Annotated in this window: 18 protein-coding genes and 1 pseudogene; 9 read left to right on the top strand and 10 right to left on the bottom strand. The window is 51.1% G+C overall.

Features of this window, described 5'->3' with window-relative positions; all coding sequences use genetic code 11:
• The first annotated feature begins 181 nt into the window (after positions 1-181).
• Positions 182-1,546, top strand: coding sequence for an L-serine ammonia-lyase (gene sdaA / locus AAYN39_RS22965; protein ID WP_000624274.1), 1,365 nt, complete (start codon positions 182-184; stop codon positions 1,544-1,546).
• Between the two features lie 137 nt (positions 1,547-1,683).
• Positions 1,684-3,285 carry a cyclic diguanylate phosphodiesterase gene (locus tag AAYN39_RS22960; protein WP_001192512.1) on the top strand — a complete coding sequence of 534 codons (1,602 nt, stop codon included), beginning with the start codon at positions 1,684-1,686 and terminating at the stop codon, positions 3,283-3,285.
• Between the two features lie 21 nt (positions 3,286-3,306).
• On the opposite strand, the gene yoaE is transcribed toward AAYN39_RS22960, so the two are convergent.
• A complete protein-coding gene (yoaE, locus tag AAYN39_RS22955; protein WP_000421821.1) occupies positions 3,307-4,866 on the bottom strand; it encodes a CNNM family cation transport protein YoaE in 1,560 nt (519 codons plus the stop codon).
• Between the two features lie 472 nt (positions 4,867-5,338).
• Here yoaE and manX point away from each other — a divergent pair, with 472 nt between their 5' ends.
• The 5 genes from manX to mntP all read left to right on the top strand — a co-directional run bounded on the left by manX (position 5,339) and on the right by mntP (position 9,517).
• On the top strand, positions 5,339-6,307 hold the full coding sequence (gene manX / locus AAYN39_RS22950; protein WP_000150523.1) for a PTS mannose transporter subunit IIAB: 969 nt from the start codon (positions 5,339-5,341) through the stop codon (positions 6,305-6,307).
• A 52-nt stretch (positions 6,308-6,359) separates the two neighbouring features.
• Positions 6,360-7,160: a PTS mannose transporter subunit IIC gene (gene manY / locus AAYN39_RS22945; protein ID WP_000406918.1), complete on the top strand. Its 801-nt coding sequence runs from the start codon at positions 6,360-6,362 to the stop codon at positions 7,158-7,160.
• A 12-nt stretch (positions 7,161-7,172) separates the two neighbouring features.
• Positions 7,173-8,024: a PTS mannose transporter subunit IID gene (locus AAYN39_RS22940; RefSeq protein WP_001518647.1), complete on the top strand. Its 852-nt coding sequence runs from the start codon at positions 7,173-7,175 to the stop codon at positions 8,022-8,024.
• Between the two features lie 58 nt (positions 8,025-8,082).
• On the top strand, positions 8,083-8,541 hold the full coding sequence (locus AAYN39_RS22935) for a DUF986 family protein (protein ID WP_000156273.1): 459 nt from the start codon (positions 8,083-8,085) through the stop codon (positions 8,539-8,541).
• A 409-nt stretch (positions 8,542-8,950) separates the two neighbouring features.
• Positions 8,951-9,517 (top strand): manganese efflux pump MntP, encoded by a 567-nt coding sequence (gene mntP, locus AAYN39_RS22930; protein WP_001518359.1) that lies wholly within the window; start codon positions 8,951-8,953, stop codon positions 9,515-9,517.
• Here mntP and rlmA read toward each other — a convergent pair.
• The 6 genes from rlmA to mgrB all read right to left on the bottom strand — a co-directional run bounded on the left by rlmA (position 9,514) and on the right by mgrB (position 13,869).
• Positions 9,514-10,323 (bottom strand): 23S rRNA (guanine(745)-N(1))-methyltransferase, encoded by an 810-nt coding sequence (gene rlmA / locus AAYN39_RS22925; protein ID WP_000010934.1) that lies wholly within the window; start codon positions 10,321-10,323, stop codon positions 9,514-9,516. The genes mntP and rlmA overlap by 4 nt on opposite strands.
• Before the next feature lie 65 nt (positions 10,324-10,388).
• Positions 10,389-12,134 carry a peptidoglycan glycosyltransferase FtsI gene (gene ftsI, locus AAYN39_RS22920; protein ID WP_000730322.1) on the bottom strand — a complete coding sequence of 582 codons (1,746 nt, stop codon included), beginning with the start codon at positions 12,132-12,134 and terminating at the stop codon, positions 10,389-10,391.
• Between the two features lie 219 nt (positions 12,135-12,353).
• Positions 12,354-12,563: a transcription antiterminator/RNA stability regulator CspE gene (gene cspE, locus AAYN39_RS22915; RefSeq protein WP_001062678.1), complete on the bottom strand. Its 210-nt coding sequence runs from the start codon at positions 12,561-12,563 to the stop codon at positions 12,354-12,356.
• Positions 12,564-12,575: 12 nt separating this feature from the next.
• Positions 12,576-12,719 (bottom strand): DUF2627 domain-containing protein, encoded by a 144-nt coding sequence (locus AAYN39_RS22910; RefSeq protein ID WP_001537930.1) that lies wholly within the window; start codon positions 12,717-12,719, stop codon positions 12,576-12,578.
• Positions 12,720-13,367: 648 nt separating this feature from the next.
• Positions 13,368-13,655 carry a YebO family protein gene (locus AAYN39_RS22905; protein ID WP_001000660.1) on the bottom strand — a complete coding sequence of 96 codons (288 nt, stop codon included), beginning with the start codon at positions 13,653-13,655 and terminating at the stop codon, positions 13,368-13,370.
• A 70-nt stretch (positions 13,656-13,725) separates the two neighbouring features.
• Positions 13,726-13,869, bottom strand: coding sequence for a PhoP/PhoQ regulator MgrB (gene mgrB / locus AAYN39_RS22900; protein WP_000714547.1), 144 nt, complete (start codon positions 13,867-13,869; stop codon positions 13,726-13,728).
• A 152-nt stretch (positions 13,870-14,021) separates the two neighbouring features.
• Between mgrB and yobH the strand changes: the two genes are divergently transcribed.
• Positions 14,022-14,261, top strand: a complete 240-nt coding sequence (gene yobH, locus AAYN39_RS22895; protein WP_001236777.1) for an invasion protein YobH — start codon at positions 14,022-14,024, stop codon at positions 14,259-14,261.
• 211 nt (positions 14,262-14,472) lie between these two features.
• Here the strand turns inward: yobH and kdgR are convergent, their stop codons facing one another.
• Positions 14,473-15,264, bottom strand: a complete 792-nt coding sequence (kdgR, locus tag AAYN39_RS22890; RefSeq protein ID WP_001262197.1) for a DNA-binding transcriptional regulator KdgR — start codon at positions 15,262-15,264, stop codon at positions 14,473-14,475.
• A 175-nt stretch (positions 15,265-15,439) separates the two neighbouring features.
• Here kdgR and AAYN39_RS22885 point away from each other — a divergent pair.
• Positions 15,440-16,812: pseudogene (locus AAYN39_RS22885) on the top strand (MFS transporter).
• Between the two features lie 47 nt (positions 16,813-16,859).
• Here AAYN39_RS22885 and htpX read toward each other — a convergent pair.
• Both htpX and prc read right to left on the bottom strand, forming a co-directional pair.
• Complete coding sequence (htpX, locus tag AAYN39_RS22880) at positions 16,860-17,741, bottom strand: protease HtpX (RefSeq protein ID WP_000984498.1); 882 nt, start codon at positions 17,739-17,741, stop codon at positions 16,860-16,862.
• 192 nt (positions 17,742-17,933) lie between these two features.
• Positions 17,934-19,982, bottom strand: coding sequence for a carboxy terminal-processing peptidase (gene prc, locus AAYN39_RS22875; RefSeq protein ID WP_001091235.1), 2,049 nt, complete (start codon positions 19,980-19,982; stop codon positions 17,934-17,936).
• Positions 19,983-19,986 lie beyond the last annotated feature (4 nt).

Here is a 19,986-nt window from a genome sequence, read left to right as displayed (position 1 = left end):
TACTTAACTTTACGCGCGCAAGACACGACTTGAGATTACTGTCGCAATATTAGTAAAAACGCGGTTATTCATTAGTTTAATTCATGTGAATAGTTAAGCTGATGCCAGCGTTCCCTCTTACACTATGCGCAGTTATAACATCGTAACCGGAAGCCCCGGTTGCCCTGTCAGGAGTATTATCGTGATTAGCCTATTCGACATGTTTAAGGTAGGGATTGGTCCCTCCTCTTCCCACACTGTTGGCCCGATGAAGGCCGGTAAACAGTTCGTCGATGACCTAGTCGAAAAAGGATTACTGGATAACGTTACCCGCGTCGCTGTCGATGTCTACGGCTCGCTGTCGCTGACGGGGAAAGGTCACCATACCGATATCGCCATTATTATGGGTCTGGCGGGTAATGAACCCGCTACCGTGGATATTGATAGTATCCCCGGTTTTATTCGCGACGTCGAAACGCGCGAGCGTCTGTTACTGGCCCAGGGACGTCACGAAGTCGACTTCCCGAAAGATGACGGAATGCGTTTTCACAACGGCAATTTGCCGCTGCATGAAAACGGGATGCAGATCCACGCCTGGCATGACGACACGGTCATTTATAGCAAGACGTACTATTCCATCGGCGGCGGCTTTATCGTTGATGAAGCGCATTTCGGCCAGGAAGCGACGAATGAGGTTACTGTACCTTATCCGTTTAAATCGGCGAAAGAAATGCTGGAGTATTGCAACAGCACCGGCCTTTCACTCTCCGGCATGGTGATGCAAAACGAACTGGCGCTGCATAGCAAGAAAGAGATTGAAGAGTATTTCGGTCACGTCTGGCAAACCATGCAGGCTTGTATTGATCGCGGTATGAATACCGAAGGCGTTCTGCCGGGGCCGCTGCGCGTACCGCGTCGCGCCTCTGCGCTGCGTCGTATGCTGGTTTCCAGCGATAAGCTTTCCAGCGATCCGATGAACGTCATTGACTGGGTGAACATGTTTGCTCTGGCGGTGAACGAAGAGAACGCCGCAGGCGGTCGCGTCGTGACGGCGCCAACCAACGGCGCGTGCGGCATCGTTCCTGCGGTACTGGCTTACTACGACCATTTTATTGAGTCTGTCAGCCCGGATATTTACACCCGCTACTTCCTGGCGGCAGGCGCTATTGGCGCGCTGTATAAGATGAACGCGTCTATTTCCGGCGCGGAAGTCGGCTGTCAGGGCGAAGTCGGGGTCGCCTGTTCGATGGCGGCGGCAGGCCTTGCTGAACTGTTGGGCGCCAGCCCGGAACAGGTTTGCGTTGCCGCTGAAATCGGCATGGAGCATAACCTGGGGCTGACCTGCGACCCGGTTGCCGGTCAGGTGCAGGTGCCGTGTATCGAGCGTAACGCCATTGCTTCGGTTAAAGCGATCAACGCTGCGCGTATGGCCATGCGTCGAACCAGCGCGCCGCGCGTCTCGCTGGATAAAGTCATCGAAACGATGTACGAGACCGGAAAAGACATGAACGCCAAATACCGCGAAACGTCGCGCGGCGGGTTGGCTATTAAAGTCCAGTGTGATTAAACGCCATTTCCCCTCCCTTCGCCCATCTGCTACGGATGGGCGAAATTTTTATCTCTTCCTCGTCGACTCCACGTTTCCCCACTACACTTGCTGTGTCGCGGTTGGCTTTTGTCGCCAACGCTTATTGGGCGGCCCGCATGCAAACAGCACAACGGATCATCAATCATTATCGCCGTAATCGTTTCATTGTTTGCACGATTTGTGCACTGGTCACGCTCATTCTTACGCTGAACATCCGATTTATTTCGGAGCGGAACTTAAATCACCATCGCACGGTTGCATTCGCGAATCATGCCGTTGATGCGCTGGATAATGTGCTGCATCCTCTCCTGGTCGGACGAAACATACTGCTACCCTTACTTGAGCTTCCGTGCGCGACCGCGCATCTGCCGTTGCGTAAGCAAGCCGCCCGCCTGCAAACCATTCGTTCTATCGGGCTGGTAAAAGAGGGAATTCTCTACTGCTCAAGCATTTTTGGCGCCCGTAATACTCCCATACGCCAGCTTCAGCCCGATCTTCCCGCAGCTGGCGATCTGCTGCTACTTTCCACGGACCAATCGTTACTCAAGGGAAGCCCGATCCTCATTCAGTGGTATCCCGCCTCTGCCGATGGACAGGATGGCGTGATGGAAATTGTGAATATTGACTTGCTGGCGACTATGCTACTTGAGCCGCAGCAGCCGCAAATTACCAGCGCCAGCCTGACGGTCGGCAAACGGCACCTGTTATATGGTCGGGGCGTGGTCGATACTCTTCCGGAATTAAAAAAAGATGAAGAGCGTTACCAGCTTTCATCGCGGCATTTCCCTTTTACTATCAGCGTCAGCGGGCCGTCGGCAGGCGTACTGGCGTTCAAACATCTCCCGACGCAGTTACCGCTGGCCGTATTGCTTAGCCTGTTGATCGGTTATATCGCCTGGCTGGCAACCGCCAGCAGAATGAGCTTTTCCTGGGAAATTAATCTGGCCCTTGCCGAACGGGAGTTTGAGCTATTTTGTCAGCCGTTGCTTAATGCCCGCACGCAGCAGTGTACCGGCGTTGAGATCCTGTTACGCTGGAATAACCCGCGCCAGGGCTGGATCTCACCGGATGTTTTTATTCCTATCACCGAGGAGCATAACCTGATAGCGCCGCTGACCCGCTATGTGATTGCGGAAACCATTCGGCAGCGGCACTACTTCCCCATCAACCATCAGTTTCATATCGGCATCAATGTGGCGGCAAGCCATTTCCGACACGGCGTGCTTCTCAAGGATCTTAATCAGTACTGGTTTAGTGCGGAACCTGTTCAGCAACTGGTGCTGGAGCTCACGGAACGCGACGCGTTGCTTGACGTTGATTACCGCCTGATGCGCGAGCTGCATCGTAAAGGCGTGAAGTTAGCCATCGATGATTTTGGCACAGGAAACAGCTCGCTCTCCTGGCTGGAAAAACTGCGTCCGGATATTTTGAAAATCGATAAATTCTTCACCGCCGTCATCGGTACCGATGCGGTCAATTCAACGGTGACCGATATTATTATCGCGCTGGGGCAAAGACTGAATATTGAACTGGTTGCGGAAGGGGTCGAAAACCAGACGCAGGCACAGCATTTGCGCCAGCATGGCGTGCAAATGTTACAGGGCTATCTCTATGCGAAGCCGATGCCCATTAGCGAATTTCCACAGTGGCTGGCGGGCAGCGCGCCGCCGCCCGCCCGGCATAACGGACAGATTATGTCCGCGATGCCGCATCTATAGACTTGATTCCTGCGTGTGACGTTATTCCTCTTCGTCGTGGGCAGGCTGTTCTTTAACAATTCGAACCAGATCGACACGGTAGTCGTTGGCCTCGACAATGGTGATCCGCAGGGGCGGAACATCAATGACATCGCCTACACGAGGAATATGGCCATTAGCGGCGATCACTAACCCCGCGACCGTCGCAATATCACCCTCTTCGTTCACCAGATGGTCAACTTCCAGCGCCTGCTGTAACGCATGAAGATCGGTGCCGCCCTTCACTATCCAGCCCTCGGCATCGGCAACGATTTCCGGCGTTTCATCGGCATCCGGGAACTCACCGGCAATCGCTTCCAGCACATCCAGCGGCGTAACCAGCCCCTGCACCACGCCGAACTCGTTAGTGACGATAACGAAACTGCCGCGCGCGCGACGCAAAACGCCTAACAGATTGATAGGATCAAGCGTTTCCGGCACCACTATCGCCGGGGAAGAGGCGGCGATAGCCGCAACGTCCGCGCCCTCTTCCAGCGCCACCAGCAACTCTTTCGCCCGAACGATACCGATAATTTCATCCAGCTCGCCCCGACATACCGGGAACAGGCTATGCGGAGAAGAGAGTAACTGCTGACGGATTTCAGCTACGCTGAGATTCGCATCCACCCAACTAATTTCGCCTCGCGGCGTCATAATGCCGCGCAGGGAGCGCGACGCCAGAGTCAGTACGCCGTTAATCATGTAGCGTTCTTCTTCGGCGAAGGCGCCTTCCGACACCGATATCGCGGCCGGGCTATCCGTCTCATGTTGCATACTCGCCTGACGTTTACCGCCCATCAGACGCAGGATAGCGTCCGCAGTACGCGCGCGCAGCGGCAACGTGGACTGATGACGAATAAAGTTGCGGCGCGCAATCTGGTTAAACACCTCGATAACGATCGAGAAACCAATTGCCGCGTACAGGTAGCCTTTCGGAATATGGAAACCAAATCCTTCCGCCACCAGGCTCAAGCCGATCATCAGCAGGAAACTCAGACAGAGCACCACCACCGTCGGATGCTGGTTGACAAAACGGGTCAGCGGTTTTGACGCCAGTAGCATCACCGCCATCGCAATCACCACCGCCGCCATCATAACCGGCAGATGGTTTACCATACCTACCGCCGTAATCACGGCGTCCAGCGAGAAGACCGCATCCAGGATGACAATCTGCGTGACTACCACCCAGAAGCTCGCATAGCCTTTACCGTGTCCGGTGTCATGCTCGCGGTTTTCCAGACGTTCATGCAGCTCGGTGGTCGCTTTAAACAGCAGGAATATACCGCCCAGCAGCATAATTAAATCGCGGCCGGAGAAGGTAAAATCCCAGACAGTAAAGAGCGACTTTGTTAAGGTCACCAGCCACGAAATAATGGACAGCAGCGCCAGACGCATAATCAGCGCCAGCGAGAGCCCGATAAGACGCGCTTTGTCACGCTGCTTTGGCGGCAATTTATCGGCGAGGATCGCGATAAAGACCAGGTTATCGATACCTAGGACAATTTCCAGGACGACGAGCGTGAGTAAACCCACCCAAATTGAGGGATCCATTAATAATTCCATGACAAGCTCCTGCTTAAGGAATGACTAAACGGCGCCCACAACATCTCAAAGGATGCAGGCGGTAACGCAATAAACAAAGTAAGGCTATGGCAAGATATGCCAGATTGACAGGCGCAAAACGGCCAAAGAGTGAAATGACGTCGGTGACGATCCATACAACGGGCTGCTGCCCTATACCCCATTCTAATTAAACGGAAGCTAAACATAACAGAGACAACTGGTTTTTGGCAAAGATTTACCTTCCTTTGCAAAGAGATGTAACCAGGATATTTTACACTTCGAAATTTCTCATTATCGAAAACAAAATTACAGATCTCCATCACACAAAATATTTTTTTCGATATCTAAAATAATTCACGAAAATCATGCGTTTTTCGTTGTAACCCTCATCTGAATCGATTCGCTTGCGGACGGCGATTCAAAAAATACATCTGTCAAGTTGATGTGTTGACAATAATAAAGGAGGTAGCAAGTGACCATTGCTATTGTTATAGGCACACATGGTTGGGCTGCAGAGCAGTTACTTAAAACAGCCGAAATGCTGTTAGGCGAGCAGGAAAACGTCGGCTGGATCGATTTCGTTCCAGGCGAAAATGCCGAAACGCTGATCGAAAAGTACAACGCTCAGTTGGCTAAACTCGATACCAGTAAAGGCGTGCTATTTCTCGTTGATACATGGGGAGGCAGTCCGTTTAATGCTGCCAGCCGCATTGTCGTCGATAAAGAGCGCTATGAAGTTATTGCCGGCGTCAACATCCCGATGCTGGTCGAAACGTTTATGGCTCGTGACGACGATCCGAGCTTTGACGAGCTGGTCGCACTGGCGGTAGAAACCGGTCGTGAAGGCGTAAAAGCGCTGAAAGCGAAACCGGTAGAAAAAGCCGCGCCAGCGCCGGTCGCCGCCGCGCCAAAAGCGGCCACGCCGGCAAAACCGATGGGCCCGAATGATTATATGGTTATCGGGCTTGCCCGTATTGATGACCGCCTCATTCACGGTCAGGTCGCTACCCGCTGGACCAAAGAGACCAATGTCAGCCGTATTATTGTTGTGAGCGATGAAGTCGCGGCGGATACCGTACGTAAAACGCTGCTGACGCAAGTTGCGCCGCCGGGCGTTACGGCGCATGTGGTTGACGTCGCGAAGATGATTCGCGTCTACAATAACCCGAAATACGCCGGCGAACGCGTGATGCTTCTGTTTACCAATCCTACCGACGTCGAGCGCATCGTTGAGGGCGGCGTGAAAGTCACCTCCGTGAACATTGGCGGTATGGCCTATCGTCAAGGTAAAACGCAGGTGAACAACGCCGTTTCCGTCGATGAAAAGGATATCGAAGCCTTTAAAAAGCTCAACGAGCGCGGCATCGAGCTTGAGGTGCGTAAAGTTTCCACCGATCCGAAACTGAAAATGATGGATTTAATTGCCAAAGTGGCGAAATAACCGCCGGCATTTAATTAGCTTTCACACTTAAGATAGCAATAGGAGAAGTACAATGGAGATTACCACTCTTCAGATTGTGCTGGTGTTCATCGTCGCATGTATCGCGGGTATGGAGTCGGTACTTGATGAATTTCAGTTCCACCGTCCGCTGATCGCCTGTACCTTAATCGGCGCCGTTCTGGGGGACATGAAAACCGGTATTATCATCGGCGGTACTCTGGAAATGATCGCTCTGGGCTGGATGAACATCGGTGCTGCCGTTGCGCCTGATGCCGCACTGGCGTCCATCATCTCTACCGTTCTGGTCATCGCTGGGCATCAAAGCATTGGCGCCGGTATCGCGCTGGCGATTCCGCTGGCGGCGGCAGGCCAGGTACTGACCATTATCGTTCGTACCATCACCGTGGCATTCCAGCACGCGGCGGACAAGGCGGCTGAAAACGGCAACCTGACGGCGCTCTCCTGGCTGCACGTTTCTTCTCTGTTCCTGCAGGCAATGCGTATCGCCATCCCGGCGGTTATCGTTGCCATCTCCGTAGGCACCAGCGAAGTACAGGGAATGCTGAATGCGATTCCTGAAGTCGTCACAGGCGGTCTGAACATCGCCGGCGGCATGATCGTCGTGGTTGGTTATGCGATGGTTATCAACATGATGCGCGCAGGCTACCTGATGCCGTTCTTCTACCTCGGTTTCGTCACCGCGGCTTTCACAAACTTCAACCTGGTCGCACTGGGTGTCATCGGCGCAGTGATGGCTATTCTTTACATCCAGCTGAGCCCGAAATACAACCGTGTAGCGGGCGCGCCTGCAGCGGCTGCTGGCAATAACGATCTCGATAACGAACTGGACTAACAGGTGAGCGAAATGGTTGATATGACTAAAACTACCACCGAGAAAAAACTCACTCCGAGCGATATTCGCGGCGTATTTCTTCGTTCTAACCTGTTCCAGGGGTCATGGAACTTCGAACGTATGCAAGCGCTGGGCTTCTGCTTCTCTATGGTGCCGGCGATTCGTCGCCTGTATCCGGAGAATAATGACGCGCGTAAACAGGCGATTAAGCGTCACCTGGAGTTCTTTAACACTCATCCTTACGTTGCGGCGCCGGTACTGGGCGTAACGCTGGCAATGGAAGAAAAGCGTGCGAACGGCGCAGAGATTGACGATGGTGCTATCAACGGTATCAAAGTCGGTCTGATGGGACCGCTGGCAGGCGTCGGCGACCCTATCTTCTGGGGTACCGTCCGTCCAGTATTCGCGGCGCTGGGCGCAGGTATTGCAATGAGCGGCAGCCTGCTTGGTCCGCTGCTGTTTTTCATCCTGTTTAACCTGGTGCGTCTGGCGACCCGTTATTATGGCGTGGCTTATGGCTACCGCAAAGGCGTCGATATCGTTAAAGATATGGGCGGCGGCTTCCTGCAAAAACTGACTGAGGGGGCGTCAATCCTCGGCCTGTTTGTCATGGGGGCATTGGTTAACAAGTGGACGCATGTGAATATCCCGCTGGTGGTCTCCACCATCACCGGTCAGGATGGTCAGACACGCGTTACCACCGTGCAAACCATTCTCGACCAGCTGATGCCGGGTCTGGTTCCGCTACTGTTGACCTTTGCCTGTATGTGGCTGCTGCGTAAGAAAGTTAACCCGCTGTGGATTATCGTGGGCTTCTTCGTCATTGGTATCGCCGGCTACTCCGTAGGACTGCTGGGCCAGTAAGGCTGTTGTACACTACCGGGGCCAAACGGCCCCGTTTTTTTATTTCTCTGGAGGATAAATGACTATCACGGACCTGGTGCTGATTCTCTTTATTGCCGCATTATTGGCTTACGCTCTCTACGATCAGTTCATCATGCCCCGTCGCAATGGCCCCACTCTGCTTTCTATAGCCCTGCTCCGCCGCGGTCGCATAGACAGCGTTATCTTCGTTGGGCTGGTCGCCATCCTTATTTATAACAACGTAACCAGCCACGGAGCGCAGATGACCACATGGTTATTAAGCGCGCTGGCGTTAATGGGGTTTTATATATTCTGGATCCGCACGCCACGGATCATCTTTAAACAACGTGGCTTTTTCTTCGCCAATGTCTGGATAGAATATAACCGTATTAAAGAGATGAATTTATCGGAGGACGGCGTACTGGTGATGCAATTAGAACAACGACGCTTGCTTATCCGTGTACGCAATATCGACGATCTGGAAAAAATATATAAACTTCTTATTGAAAATCAATAGCTTAAGATATAGCCTCAACTATGTTTTTCGAATTTTATTTCGAATCATAATATAGCTAAGGCTATATTTTCTATTGACCAATTGTTATTTAATTTAACGTTTTATTGATGAATAAATCTAAATGAAAATCGTTTTCAATTAGAAGGCAAATAATATTTTATCGCTGTTGTTTTATATTCTAAAAATATGTTAATGTTGCGCCGTCAATTAGGGAGTAGCCGATTTCCAGACTCCGGAAATGTACGTGTCAACATACTCGTTGCAAAACGTGGCGCGTACGGACCAGCCGCCGCTGGTCAGGCGAGACCATAGGCGCATCAACTGCTGTGTATTTCGTCACAGAATGGCGACATGCATGTTTGCTGGGGGCAGTGATGTGTTTAATGGATACCCCGGTCAGGACGCTGTCATGCACTTTACTGCTACTGTTCTTCTCGCTTTCGGCATGTCGATGGATGCTTTCGCGGCATCAATTGGCAAAGGCGCCACCCTACATAAACCCAAATTCTCAGAAGCGTTGCGTACCGGTCTTATCTTTGGCGCGGTTGAAACGCTAACCCCGTTGATCGGCTGGGGGCTGGGGATATTGGCGAGTAAATTCGTTCTGGAATGGAACCACTGGATAGCCTTTGTTCTGCTGATCTTTCTGGGCGGACGCATGATCATCGAAGGTATCCGCGGCGGTAGTGATGAAGATGAAACACCGTTACGTCGTCACAGCTTTTGGCTATTAGTCACGACGGCTATCGCGACCAGCCTCGATGCGATGGCGGTTGGCGTCGGTCTGGCGTTTTTGCAGGTAAACATCATCGCAACCGCATTAGCTATCGGTTGCGCCACGCTTATCATGTCCACCCTCGGAATGATGATCGGTCGCTTTATCGGCCCAATGCTGGGTAAGCGTGCTGAAATTCTCGGCGGGGTCGTACTGATAGGAATTGGCGTCCAGATCCTCTGGACGCATTTTCACGGTTAACGGTTACGCTGCCAGAGATGAAGGTTGAAATCCGTCTGGCAGCTAAGTCCGGCGCTGGCAGCCAGTTGTTCCCACACGTCTGGTCTGGCGCGCCAGGCAAATGGCGTCATTTGCAACAGTGCTACAGCCGCTTCGGCGGTGAGCTGCATGTGATAAGCAAGGCGGGTACTCTGCTGCAATGTGAATCCGTCGAGCTGCTCGGTATACGGCGCATGTAAACGCACCTCATCATAAATGAGCCCTTTTAGTTCCATCAGATGATGCGGCCCCGGCGTGGCGGTAACGACCCAACCACCAGGTTTCACCACACGCGCCAATTCCTGCGCCTTACACGGAGCGTAGATTCTGATCACCGCATCCATTGACGCATCGGCAAAGGGCAGTCGATGGCTTGACGCCACACAAAACTTCACCTGCGAATAGCGCTTCGCCGCCGCTTTGATCGCCGTTTTAGCAACGTCCAGTCCAAACGTGGTAACTCCCGGCAACGCCTCGGCAAAAGCATGAGTGTAATACCCCTCGCCGCAGCCAATATCCAGAATCGCCGTGGCCGACTGATCCAGCCGCTCGCGCAACAGGTTAATCACCGCATCGCGCAGCGGCTGATAATGGCCTGCATCAAGAAACGCTCTCCTCGCCTGCATCATTTCGGCGCTGTCGCCCGGATCGCGCGAACGTTTATGCTGTACCGGCAGCAGATTGATGTAGCCCTCTTTCGCCACATCAAACTGATGGCGCTGTGGACATATAACGCTGCTATTAATCTGCGTAAGCGGTTGATGGCAAAGCGGACAGGTAAACGACATGACAACTCCGGACTGGGGCGCTAAAGGGCGCAAGTGTAACGCGAATTGCGCCCCGGGAAAATCCTTTACGAGCCCGGAACCGCAACGTGGCTGCCATGCATCACCAGAAGGTGATCTGAATCGGCTGGCATACCGTCTGGCTCAACATTTTCCAGCCGCAGTACATCGCCCATGATCTGGCTGAATACGGGCGCAGATACCGCACCGCCATAATAAGCCCCATTTTGTGGATTATTAATCACCACCACCAGCGCAAATCTGGGGTTACTTGCCGGCGCGACGCCTGCGGTATATGCCACATACTTATCAACGTATTTACCATCATCGCCAATTTTTTTCGCCGTCCCGGTTTTGACCGCAATACGGTAGTCTCTTACTGCGGCTTTTGTTCCGCCGCCGCCAGGCAACGCGACGCTCTCCATCATATGTTCCACCTCGTGCACCAGTTCTTCCGGCATTACTCGCGTGCCGATCACGGGCGGATCAACTTTGGTGATCGATAACGGACGGTAGATACCAAAGCTGCCAATCGTGGCATAAACATGCGCCAGTTGCAGCGGCGTCACCATTAATCCATAGCCAAAAGCGAAGGTAGCGCGATCTAAATCACTCCAGTAACGGCGTTTCGGTAATAACCCGCTGCTCTCTCCGGTGAGACCCAGTCCGGTAGGCACGCCGAAACCAAAGCTTTTATAAGTATCCATTAATTTCTGCACCGGCATCGCCAGAGAAAGGTGAGAAACGCCGGTATCGCTGGATTTTTGCAAAATGCCGGTTAATGTCAGTTCCGGATAGTAGCCGACGTCGCGGATACGGTGTCCATCGAGAGTAAAAGGATGGGTATCGATAACGCTGTCCGGTTGCACGATACCCTGCTGTAACGCAGTCATAATGACCAATGGCTTCACAGTAGAACCGGGTTCGAAAGTGTCGCTAATCGCGCGGTTACGAAAATCGTCCAACTGCGCGCCTTCACGGTTGTTCGGGTTGAAATCCGGGTAGCTCGCCATCGAGAGAATTTCACCCGTTGGGATGTTAATCAATACGGCAGCGCCGGATTCCGCTTTGTTCCAGATGACGGCGTTATCCAGCGCATCTTCGGTAACCGTTTGCAGACGTTCATCAATGCTAAGCTGAAGTTCATGAGCAGGAACCGGATTCACTTCCGTAATGTTCTCAATAACGTGACCAAATTTATCTTTACGCACCAGCCGGGAGCCCGGTTTTCCCGTCAGTTGCGCGTTAAAGCTCTTTTCAATACCTTCTATTCCCTGCCCGTCGATATTGGTAAAGCCGATCAAATTGGCCGCTACATGTCCGGCAGGGTAAAAACGGCGCGACTCTTCCCGCAGGTTAATACCCGGTAGATTCAGTTTATCTATCCATTCGGCTTGCTGGGGTGAAACCTGGCGCGCGAGGTAGATAAAACGACCTGCCGGGTTACTGTTTACCCGTTCCGCAAGCGTACTGAGAGACAGATGTAAGGCGCTGGCCAGCGCCTGCCAGCGCTCATTGTAGCCAACGCCGCCTTTGCTTATGATAGTTTTCGGATCGGCCCAGACAGCATTAACCGGAACGCTCACCGCTAAGGGCCGCCCTTCTCTGTCGGTGATCATGCCGCGTGGAGAGGCCGTGGTCACTTCACGAAGCGAGCGCATATCTTCTTGTTTCACCAGTTTCGACGGCGTAACAATTTGCAGCCATGCCACCCGCCCTAACAACAATGCCATACTGAGCAGAATGGCAGTGCAAAGTAGTGCAAAACGTATGGGTGTAAAATTACGGGTATCGCCGTCGCTTTTCTTTTTCACCTGATCTCCAGCCGAATCATTTTTCAGGTGATTGATTTAACGGGAAACGGCCGGAAAAACCAGAAAAAACAATGCTAATAACATCGCGCCTTTGCAACAAATCGCTAACGAGAGCGCATCCAGACACATTTTGAAGGATATTGAATTAAAAAGCCCCGCTTTTAGCGAGGCTTTATATCTGAGGCTGACGCGACAAACGCATCAAATCAGTGGTGTCGATCAGATAGCTGTTACGTTAACAGCAGCCGGACCTTTCTGGCCGTCCTGAATTTCGAACTCAACGTTCTGGCCTTCAGCCAGAGTTTTGAAACCATTGCCCTGGATAGCGGAGAAGTGTACGAACACATCTTTGCTGCCGTCAGCCGGAGTAATGAAGCCAAAACCTTTGGATTCGTTGAACCACTTAACTTGACCTTTAATCTTTGCCATTTGCAAAATTCCTTAGAGTGTTTTCTTTGCCCGTAGGCATAACATAGATAAAACTGAGACATTACTGCTTGAGGCACTAATATAAGGTTCGGCAGAGAAGCGGTATTCAACGTCAACGTGTTTACTCAGGACTTCTTTACTGAAAATGCCACACATAAACAGAACTGTACCTCGTTTAACCCAAAGCCTGTTATCACATATAACGTTAATTATGGCAAGCCATTTTTAAACGTGTCTCGATCCGTCGCACAAATTACGAGAACCTTCACAAATTGACAACACGTTTATGCAACAAAATTGCGAAAGATATATCCTCACGCGCTGACGGACTCCTGACAACGTCACTGCTGAAAAGCCATTTTTCTACCATAGCTCAATAATTTCGCTTCTTCCAGTGCATCAAATCACATTTAAAAGCTGTATTTTTCATATCACTTTTTATGCTGAGTTATGCATAAATTGTCACAATGATAAAAAACACCTTTTAATCAAAATAATAGAAAAGAAAAGCGATTTTCGACACCGCTTTTTGTGATGTTCTGCGTCTTTACAGAATGCCTTAAAATAATGAACAAACAATGACAATCCATAAAGAGAGAGAAACGTTTCGCTTTTAATAGAGAATGAGCGGTATCACAAAAATGCCATATGTCCATTTGTTATACATATAAAACTATGTTGCATATAAAGCCATATATTAGGTAAGGTGTTGATGCTGTAGTATCAGTTGCAAACGGCAACGCGGAGAGATCCGACGGGGAAATGGGGCGTATGGCACTGGCGCCATTTGCGCCCCGGTAAGCATTATCGTTCAGCAACCAGACGAATGATGTCCTCATCCTCTTTCGGTTCGCTTGCCGCTGTTGCGGGTTCCGCTTCTTTTTCTGGTTCGTTTGCTTCGCAAAGGCGGCGTAACAACGCGTTTTGCCGCTTCTGTTGATCCAACAACGCTTCGAGCAGTTCTATCTGCTCGTTGGCACGGGAACTTGCCCGGTTGACAAAGAACCAGAGCGCCAGCCCCACCACCAGAACCACCATTGATACTATTAAAGATGCAAGAGAAAACGCACCAGAGTTTAAAACGTCGTTCATTTCACCACCTCAATGTAGAGACGTCATTCTACCACTGCTACACGGGAAGGAAATCTCTGGTGTAAAACGTTTACCAGGGAATAAATTTATTGATGGCGCAAATACCGCTGAAAAATTGTACATCCTGATCGCACATGATATTAAACACCTGCGCCCACAGCAACAGGCATACTACCACCACGATGCCGAGAACGACCCATCGAAATTTTTTCACTCCACTCTCCGATCTTACATCTTATGTCGCTAAATTATCATAAGTTACTTAAACCAGGAGTAACTGTAGCGGCATTATATGTTTTTAGGAATGATTCACTTGTTTCAATCAATGTACACGCTACTCTTATTCTAACTAAAAAAGAGGTAGTAATGCGTTTGATCATTCGCGCAATTGTATTGTTTGCCCTGGTGTGGATAGGCCTGCTGATGAGCGGCTATGGCATCCTGGTGGGAAGTAAAGTGAACGCTGCGGGGCTGGGTTTACAGTGCCATTACCTGACCGCACGCGGCACCAGCACGGCGCAATATCTCCATACCAACAGCGGCATTATCGGCTTTTCCGACTGTCCCATTTTCAGAAAAATCGCCACCGTGGTGGATAATGGCTAAGCGGCAATAAATAATTTCACAGTGAAACTATCACCAATAATTCCCCTATATTGGCTGTTGTTCATAAGTACTGTTAAATAATATTTTAATAACCGTTAAATAAGCCGACAGATATTATCTACTTTTACGATTTCATCCCACCCGATGTTATAAAAAAAGCAGCTACGAAAAATGTAGCTGCTTTTTTTTAACGTCATGCTAATAACGTTGCTTAGAAGGGATAATCGTTGTAACCCATTTGTTCAGAAATTTTACGCGCGGCGACGTGTAACATAGCCACATATTCCTGTAGGCGTTCTTCTGAAAAACGCAGCGTCGGGAACGAAATGCTTAACCCTGCGATGACTACGCCAAAACGGTCAAATACCGGTACGCCGATACAACGTAACCCTTCTTCCTGTTCTTCGTTATCTTCACCGTAGCCTTGCGCACGCACTTCATCCAACAGCGGCAGCAACGCTTCAGTGCTGGTAATCGTGCGTCCCGTGCTTTGCTTATACTCTACGCCGTCGAGAATCTGCTTAACCTCATCACGGTCGCGCCAGGCCAGAAGCACTTTACCGATGGCCGTACTGTACAGCGGATTACGACGCCCAATACGTGAGTACATCCGCAGATTGTACATAGAGTCAATTTTATGGATATAGACAATGCTGTCTTCATCCAGCGCGCCAAGATGGATAGTTTCTTTTGTCAGACGAGACAGTTCGCGCATCTGAATGTCCGCACTGCGGATGAGATCAACATTTTGCAAAGCTCGCGCGCCCAGCTCAAACAGCTTTAGCGTCAGAGAGTATTTTTCAGACTCCCCCTCCTGAGCCACGTAGCCCAGCGTTTTCATGGTTTGCAAAAAGCGATAAACGGTGCTTTTCGACATCATGACGCGCTGCGATAGCTCGGTAATCCCTATTTCACGCTCTTCACCCAGCGCCTGCAGAATGCCGAAAACTTTCAGCACAGAAGATACAGAATCAGGCTGCTTATCCAGATCTGCGTTTGCCATTTATCACCTCATTACGAGCGTTTTATAAAATTCAGAACGAGTTTTTATTATAATTTCACGCCAGGTCGCCCGCAATCCATCTTTGCTTACTTCGTTACAAATCTACGACATAACAACTCAGTATTAATGCTAACATTATTATTCAGCTCATAATTCCCCTTATTACAAAATACTTATGGAAAAAACACGGGCCGACGGCTGCCCCTCCCGCAGAGATACGGCGCTATCCTGACGATTATTATCGGTATTTCGATGGCGGTTCTGGATGGCGCAATCGCTAATGTCGCGCTGCCAACCATTGCGACTGATTTACATGCCTCCCCTGCCAGCTCTATCTGGATTGTCAATGCGTACCAAATCGCCATTGTCGTCTCACTACTTTCCCTGTCTTTTTTAGGCGACATGTTTGGTTATCACCGGATCTATAAATGTGGTTTAGTGGTATTTCTGCTTTCATCATTGTTTTGCGCGCTTTCAGACTCGCTGCAGATGCTGACGCTGGCGCGCATCGCGCAGGAATTTGGCGGCGCGGCGCTAATGAGCGTAAACACGGCGCTGATTCGTCTTATCTACCCCCAGCGTCATCTGGGACGAGGTATGGGAATTAACTCTTTTATCGTCGCCGTCTCTTCCGCCGCGGGTCCGACGATCGCCGCGGCGATTTTGTCCATCTCATCATAGAAATGGCTGTTTCTGATTAATGTCCCGTTAGGTATCATCGCGTTAATTCTGGCCATACGCTTTTTACCAGCAAACATCGCCCATGACACTAAGCCGCGCTTTGACTTACCGAGCGCGGTAATGAATGCGCTCACATTTGGTCTGCTGATTACCGCATTGAGCGGCTTTGCCCAGGGACAGTCGCTAACGTTGATTGGCGCAGAGCTGCTCGTTCTGGTCGTGGTCGGGTTTTTCTTCGTGCGCCGCCAGCTTTCTTTGCCCGTCCCTTTGTTACCCATCGACTTGTTACGCATTCCGCTTTTTTCACTCTCGATCGGCACGTCAATTTGCTCGTTCTGCGCGCAAATGTTAGCCATGGTCTCGCTACCTTTTTATCTGCAAACCGTGCTGGGCCGTAGCGAAGTAGAAACCGGCCTGTTATTGACGCCCTGGCCGCTGGCAACGATGGTGATGGCGCCGCTGGCGGGATACCTGATAGAACGTCTTCATGCCGGTTTGCTGGGGGCGCTGGGAATGGTGATAATGGCAGCCGGGTTGTTTGCGCTGGTCATGTTGCCAGGCACCCCCTCCGATCTGAATATTATCTGGCCGATGATCCTTTGCGGCGCAGGGTTTGGCCTGTTCCAGTCGCCGAATAATCACACCATTATCACTTCCGCGCCGCGTGAGCGCAGCGGTGGCGCCAGCGGGATGCTGGGCACGGCGCGACTGTTAGGCCAAAGTACTGGCGCCGCGCTGGTAGCGCTGATGTTGAACCAGTTTGGCGATAGCGGTACGCATCTTTCGCTGCTCGCGGCGGCGATCCTGGCGACTCTCGCGGCGGTGGTGAGCGGTTTACGTATTACGCAACCACGCGTTCAGGCGTAAAAAAAGCGCGTCATTCGACGCGCTTTTCATACTTGCCAGTGGGCTTATTATTTCAGGTACTCGCCGCTACGCAGCGCTTCAATGCGTTTATCCAGCGGTGGGTGCGTCATAAACAGCTCGCTTAACGATTTCGATTTACCGTTAATACAAAACGCCATCATGCTGGTCGCTTCTTGCGGCTCGTAGCTGGTTTTCAGGCGCTGCAACGCGGCAATCATTTTTTCACGGCCCACCAGCTTCGCCGATCCCGCATCGGCATGAAACTCACGGTAACGGGAGAACCACATGGTGATAATGCTTGCCAGAATACCGAAGACCAGTTCCAGCACCGTCGCAACGGCGAAATAGATTAGCGGATTACCGTTACTTCCTTCGCCTTCATCACGGTTGCCGCCCAGAAAACCAGCAGCAATTTGCGCGATAATGCGCGAAATAAAGATAACGAAGGTGTTAACCACCCCCTGAATCAACGTCATCGTCACCATATCGCCATTGGCAATATGGCTGATTTCATGCGCAATGACGGCTTCCGCCTCGTCAGGGCTCATATTTTGCAACAGACCGGTGCTCACAGCGACCAATGAGGCGTCACGGCGTGCGCCCGTCGCAAACGCGTTAATGTCCGGCGCATGGTAGATAGCAACCTGCGGCATGGCGATACCAGCCTGGCGCGCTTGCGTTGCTACGGTGTTCATCAACCAGCGTTCTCTTTCATTGCGAGGCTGTTCAATAACTTCCCCTCCTACGGATTTTAACGCCATCCATTTGGACATCAGCAATGAAATAAAAGAACCGCCAAAACCAAACAGCAGCGCCATGATCAGCAAGCCTTGCACGCTGCTCGACTGTATCCCTGTCAGGCTCAGAACCAGCCCGAAAACGACCATCACGGCCAGGTTCGTCAGCAGGAAGAGCGCGATTCGCATCATAATTTTCTTTTAACCTCAATTTAACAAAGCGCACTATGCGATTACCCACATCGTATGGGTCTTATGGCTATTTTCAAGTATCACCAGGCGGTAAGTCACGAGAAAAACACAACTTTACATTTTGTAGCATTATCCTGACGACTTCTGCGCTTGTTAAAAAAAACAGGCACAATTTTTTGTGCCTGTTTAGCGTTACTTATCGGTTGCCGCTTGCTCCGCTGGTTTTTCTTTTTCAAGATGCGCCAGGTCCAGAGCAATCTTCACCGTTTCATCAAGGTACGGGTCCGGCTCCTGGTAATCCTTTGGCAGATCGTCCAGTTTCTTCAACAACGGTTTACCCTCACGTTTAAACCGATCGTTAATACGCGCCAGACGCAGAGCGTCTTCTTCATTGTTCTCTTTCTCACGCTGCGCATAATTCAGAGAGACGATGTTGCGCTTATCCTTCATGGCATTGAAACGTGCGATATCCTTCATGATGTACTGAAACTCAGGATCTTTGGCGATACGCGCGTTGTGCTCTTTCAATAATTCCGGGCCAAACGGGGCCAAATCGTCCGATTTCACGTATTTCGCCGCATCAATGCTATCCCACGGCAAGGCGTTATCTTCAAATTTTTCTCCGGTTTCCGTCTCTTCATTGCCAGTCGGCATGATGATATCCGGCGTGACCCCTTTACGCTGCGTACTACCGCCGTTGACACGGTAAAACTTCTGAATGGTGTACTGCACCGAACCCAGCGCAGGCCATTCCGGGCGGAGCATCTGATCGTAAATTCGGTTTAGCGAACGATATTGCTGTACCGTCCCTTTACCGAAGGTCGGCTCACCGACAATCAGCGCGCGACCATAATCCTGCATCGCGGCAGCGAAGATTTCCGATGCCGAAGCACTGAAACGATCGACCAGCACCACCAGCGGGCCTTTGTAGTAGACCACGCCGTCGGTGTCGCTATCCTCACGCACTTTACCGTTATTGTCGCGCACCTGAACTATCGGACCAGAAGGGATAAACAGGCCGGAAAGCGAAACGGCTTCCGTCAGCGCCCCACCGCCGTTTGAACGCAGATTGATAACGATGCTGTTAACATTCTGTTTTTCCAGCTTCTGAAGCTGAACTTTGACATCATCGGTCAAGCCAACATAGAAGCCTGGAATATCCAGTACGCCAACTTTTTCCTTGCCGATGGTTTTCACCGACATTTTAACCGCGCGATCTTCAAGACGAATCCGTTCACGCGTCAGCGTGATAATACGCGTTTTCGTCCCTTTGCCAGCCGGCAGTATTTCCAGTCGGACCTTGCTGCCTTTCGGCCCTTTGATCAGCGCCACCACATCGTCAAGACGCCAGCCAATGACGTCGACCATCGGTTTTCCGGCCTGCCCTACGCCGACGATACGATCGCCGACGCTAATCGACTTGCTCTTCGCTGCCGGGCCACCGGCGACCAATGAGTTAATGACAGTGTAATCGTCATCCATTTGCAGCACCGCGCCGATACCTTCCAGAGACAGGCTCATTTCGGTATTAAACTGCTCGGTATTGCGGGGAGAAAGATAATTCGTATGCGGGTCGATTTCACGCGCAAAAGCGGTCATCGCCAGCGAGAACACATCTTCACTGTTGGTCTGCGCCAGGCGGCGAATAGCGAATTTGTAGCGACGCGTCAGCGTTTCGCGAATTTCTTTGTCGCTCTTGCCGGTGAGTTTCAGACTGAGCTCATCGAATTTCACTTTACCATCCCACAGCGCATTTAGCTCAGCCTCATCTTTCGGCCAGGGCGCTTTACTGCGGTCCAGGTTAAACGTATCGTTTCCGGTGAAATCCATTGGCCGTTCCAGCACTTTTAGCGCGTACTGGTAACGTTCAAACCGGCGCTTTTGCGCCAGGTTATAAAGATCGTAAAAAACATCCAGCTTACCCGTGCGCAGCTCATCGCCCAACACGGTTTTCTTTTTCGCAAACTGCTCGACATCGCTCGCCAACAAAACGTTGTGGCTATAGTCGAGAAGATTCAGATAGCGATCAAAAATCTTTGCCGAAAATGCCTCATCCAGATCGAACTGGCGATAGTGGGAGCGGGTAAAACGCGACGTTACGCGCTCGCTCACCGTCGCATGTTGCGTCTCTTCCTTTAGTACGGGAATTTGATCGGCACGCGTAATATCTTCCACGGCGAAGGACTGGCCTGCTAATGCAAGCAGGCCAGCTAACGCGGTAAGCCTAAAAAAAGTGTTCATGCCA

It is taken from the genome of Salmonella sp. K21076 (assembly GCF_039650795.1).
In the GTDB taxonomy this organism is placed as follows: Bacteria; Pseudomonadota; Gammaproteobacteria; order Enterobacterales; family Enterobacteriaceae; genus Salmonella; species Salmonella enterica.
The sequence above is the reverse complement of the archived record's forward strand: the minus strand, read 5'-3'. Positions and strand labels throughout refer to the sequence as shown.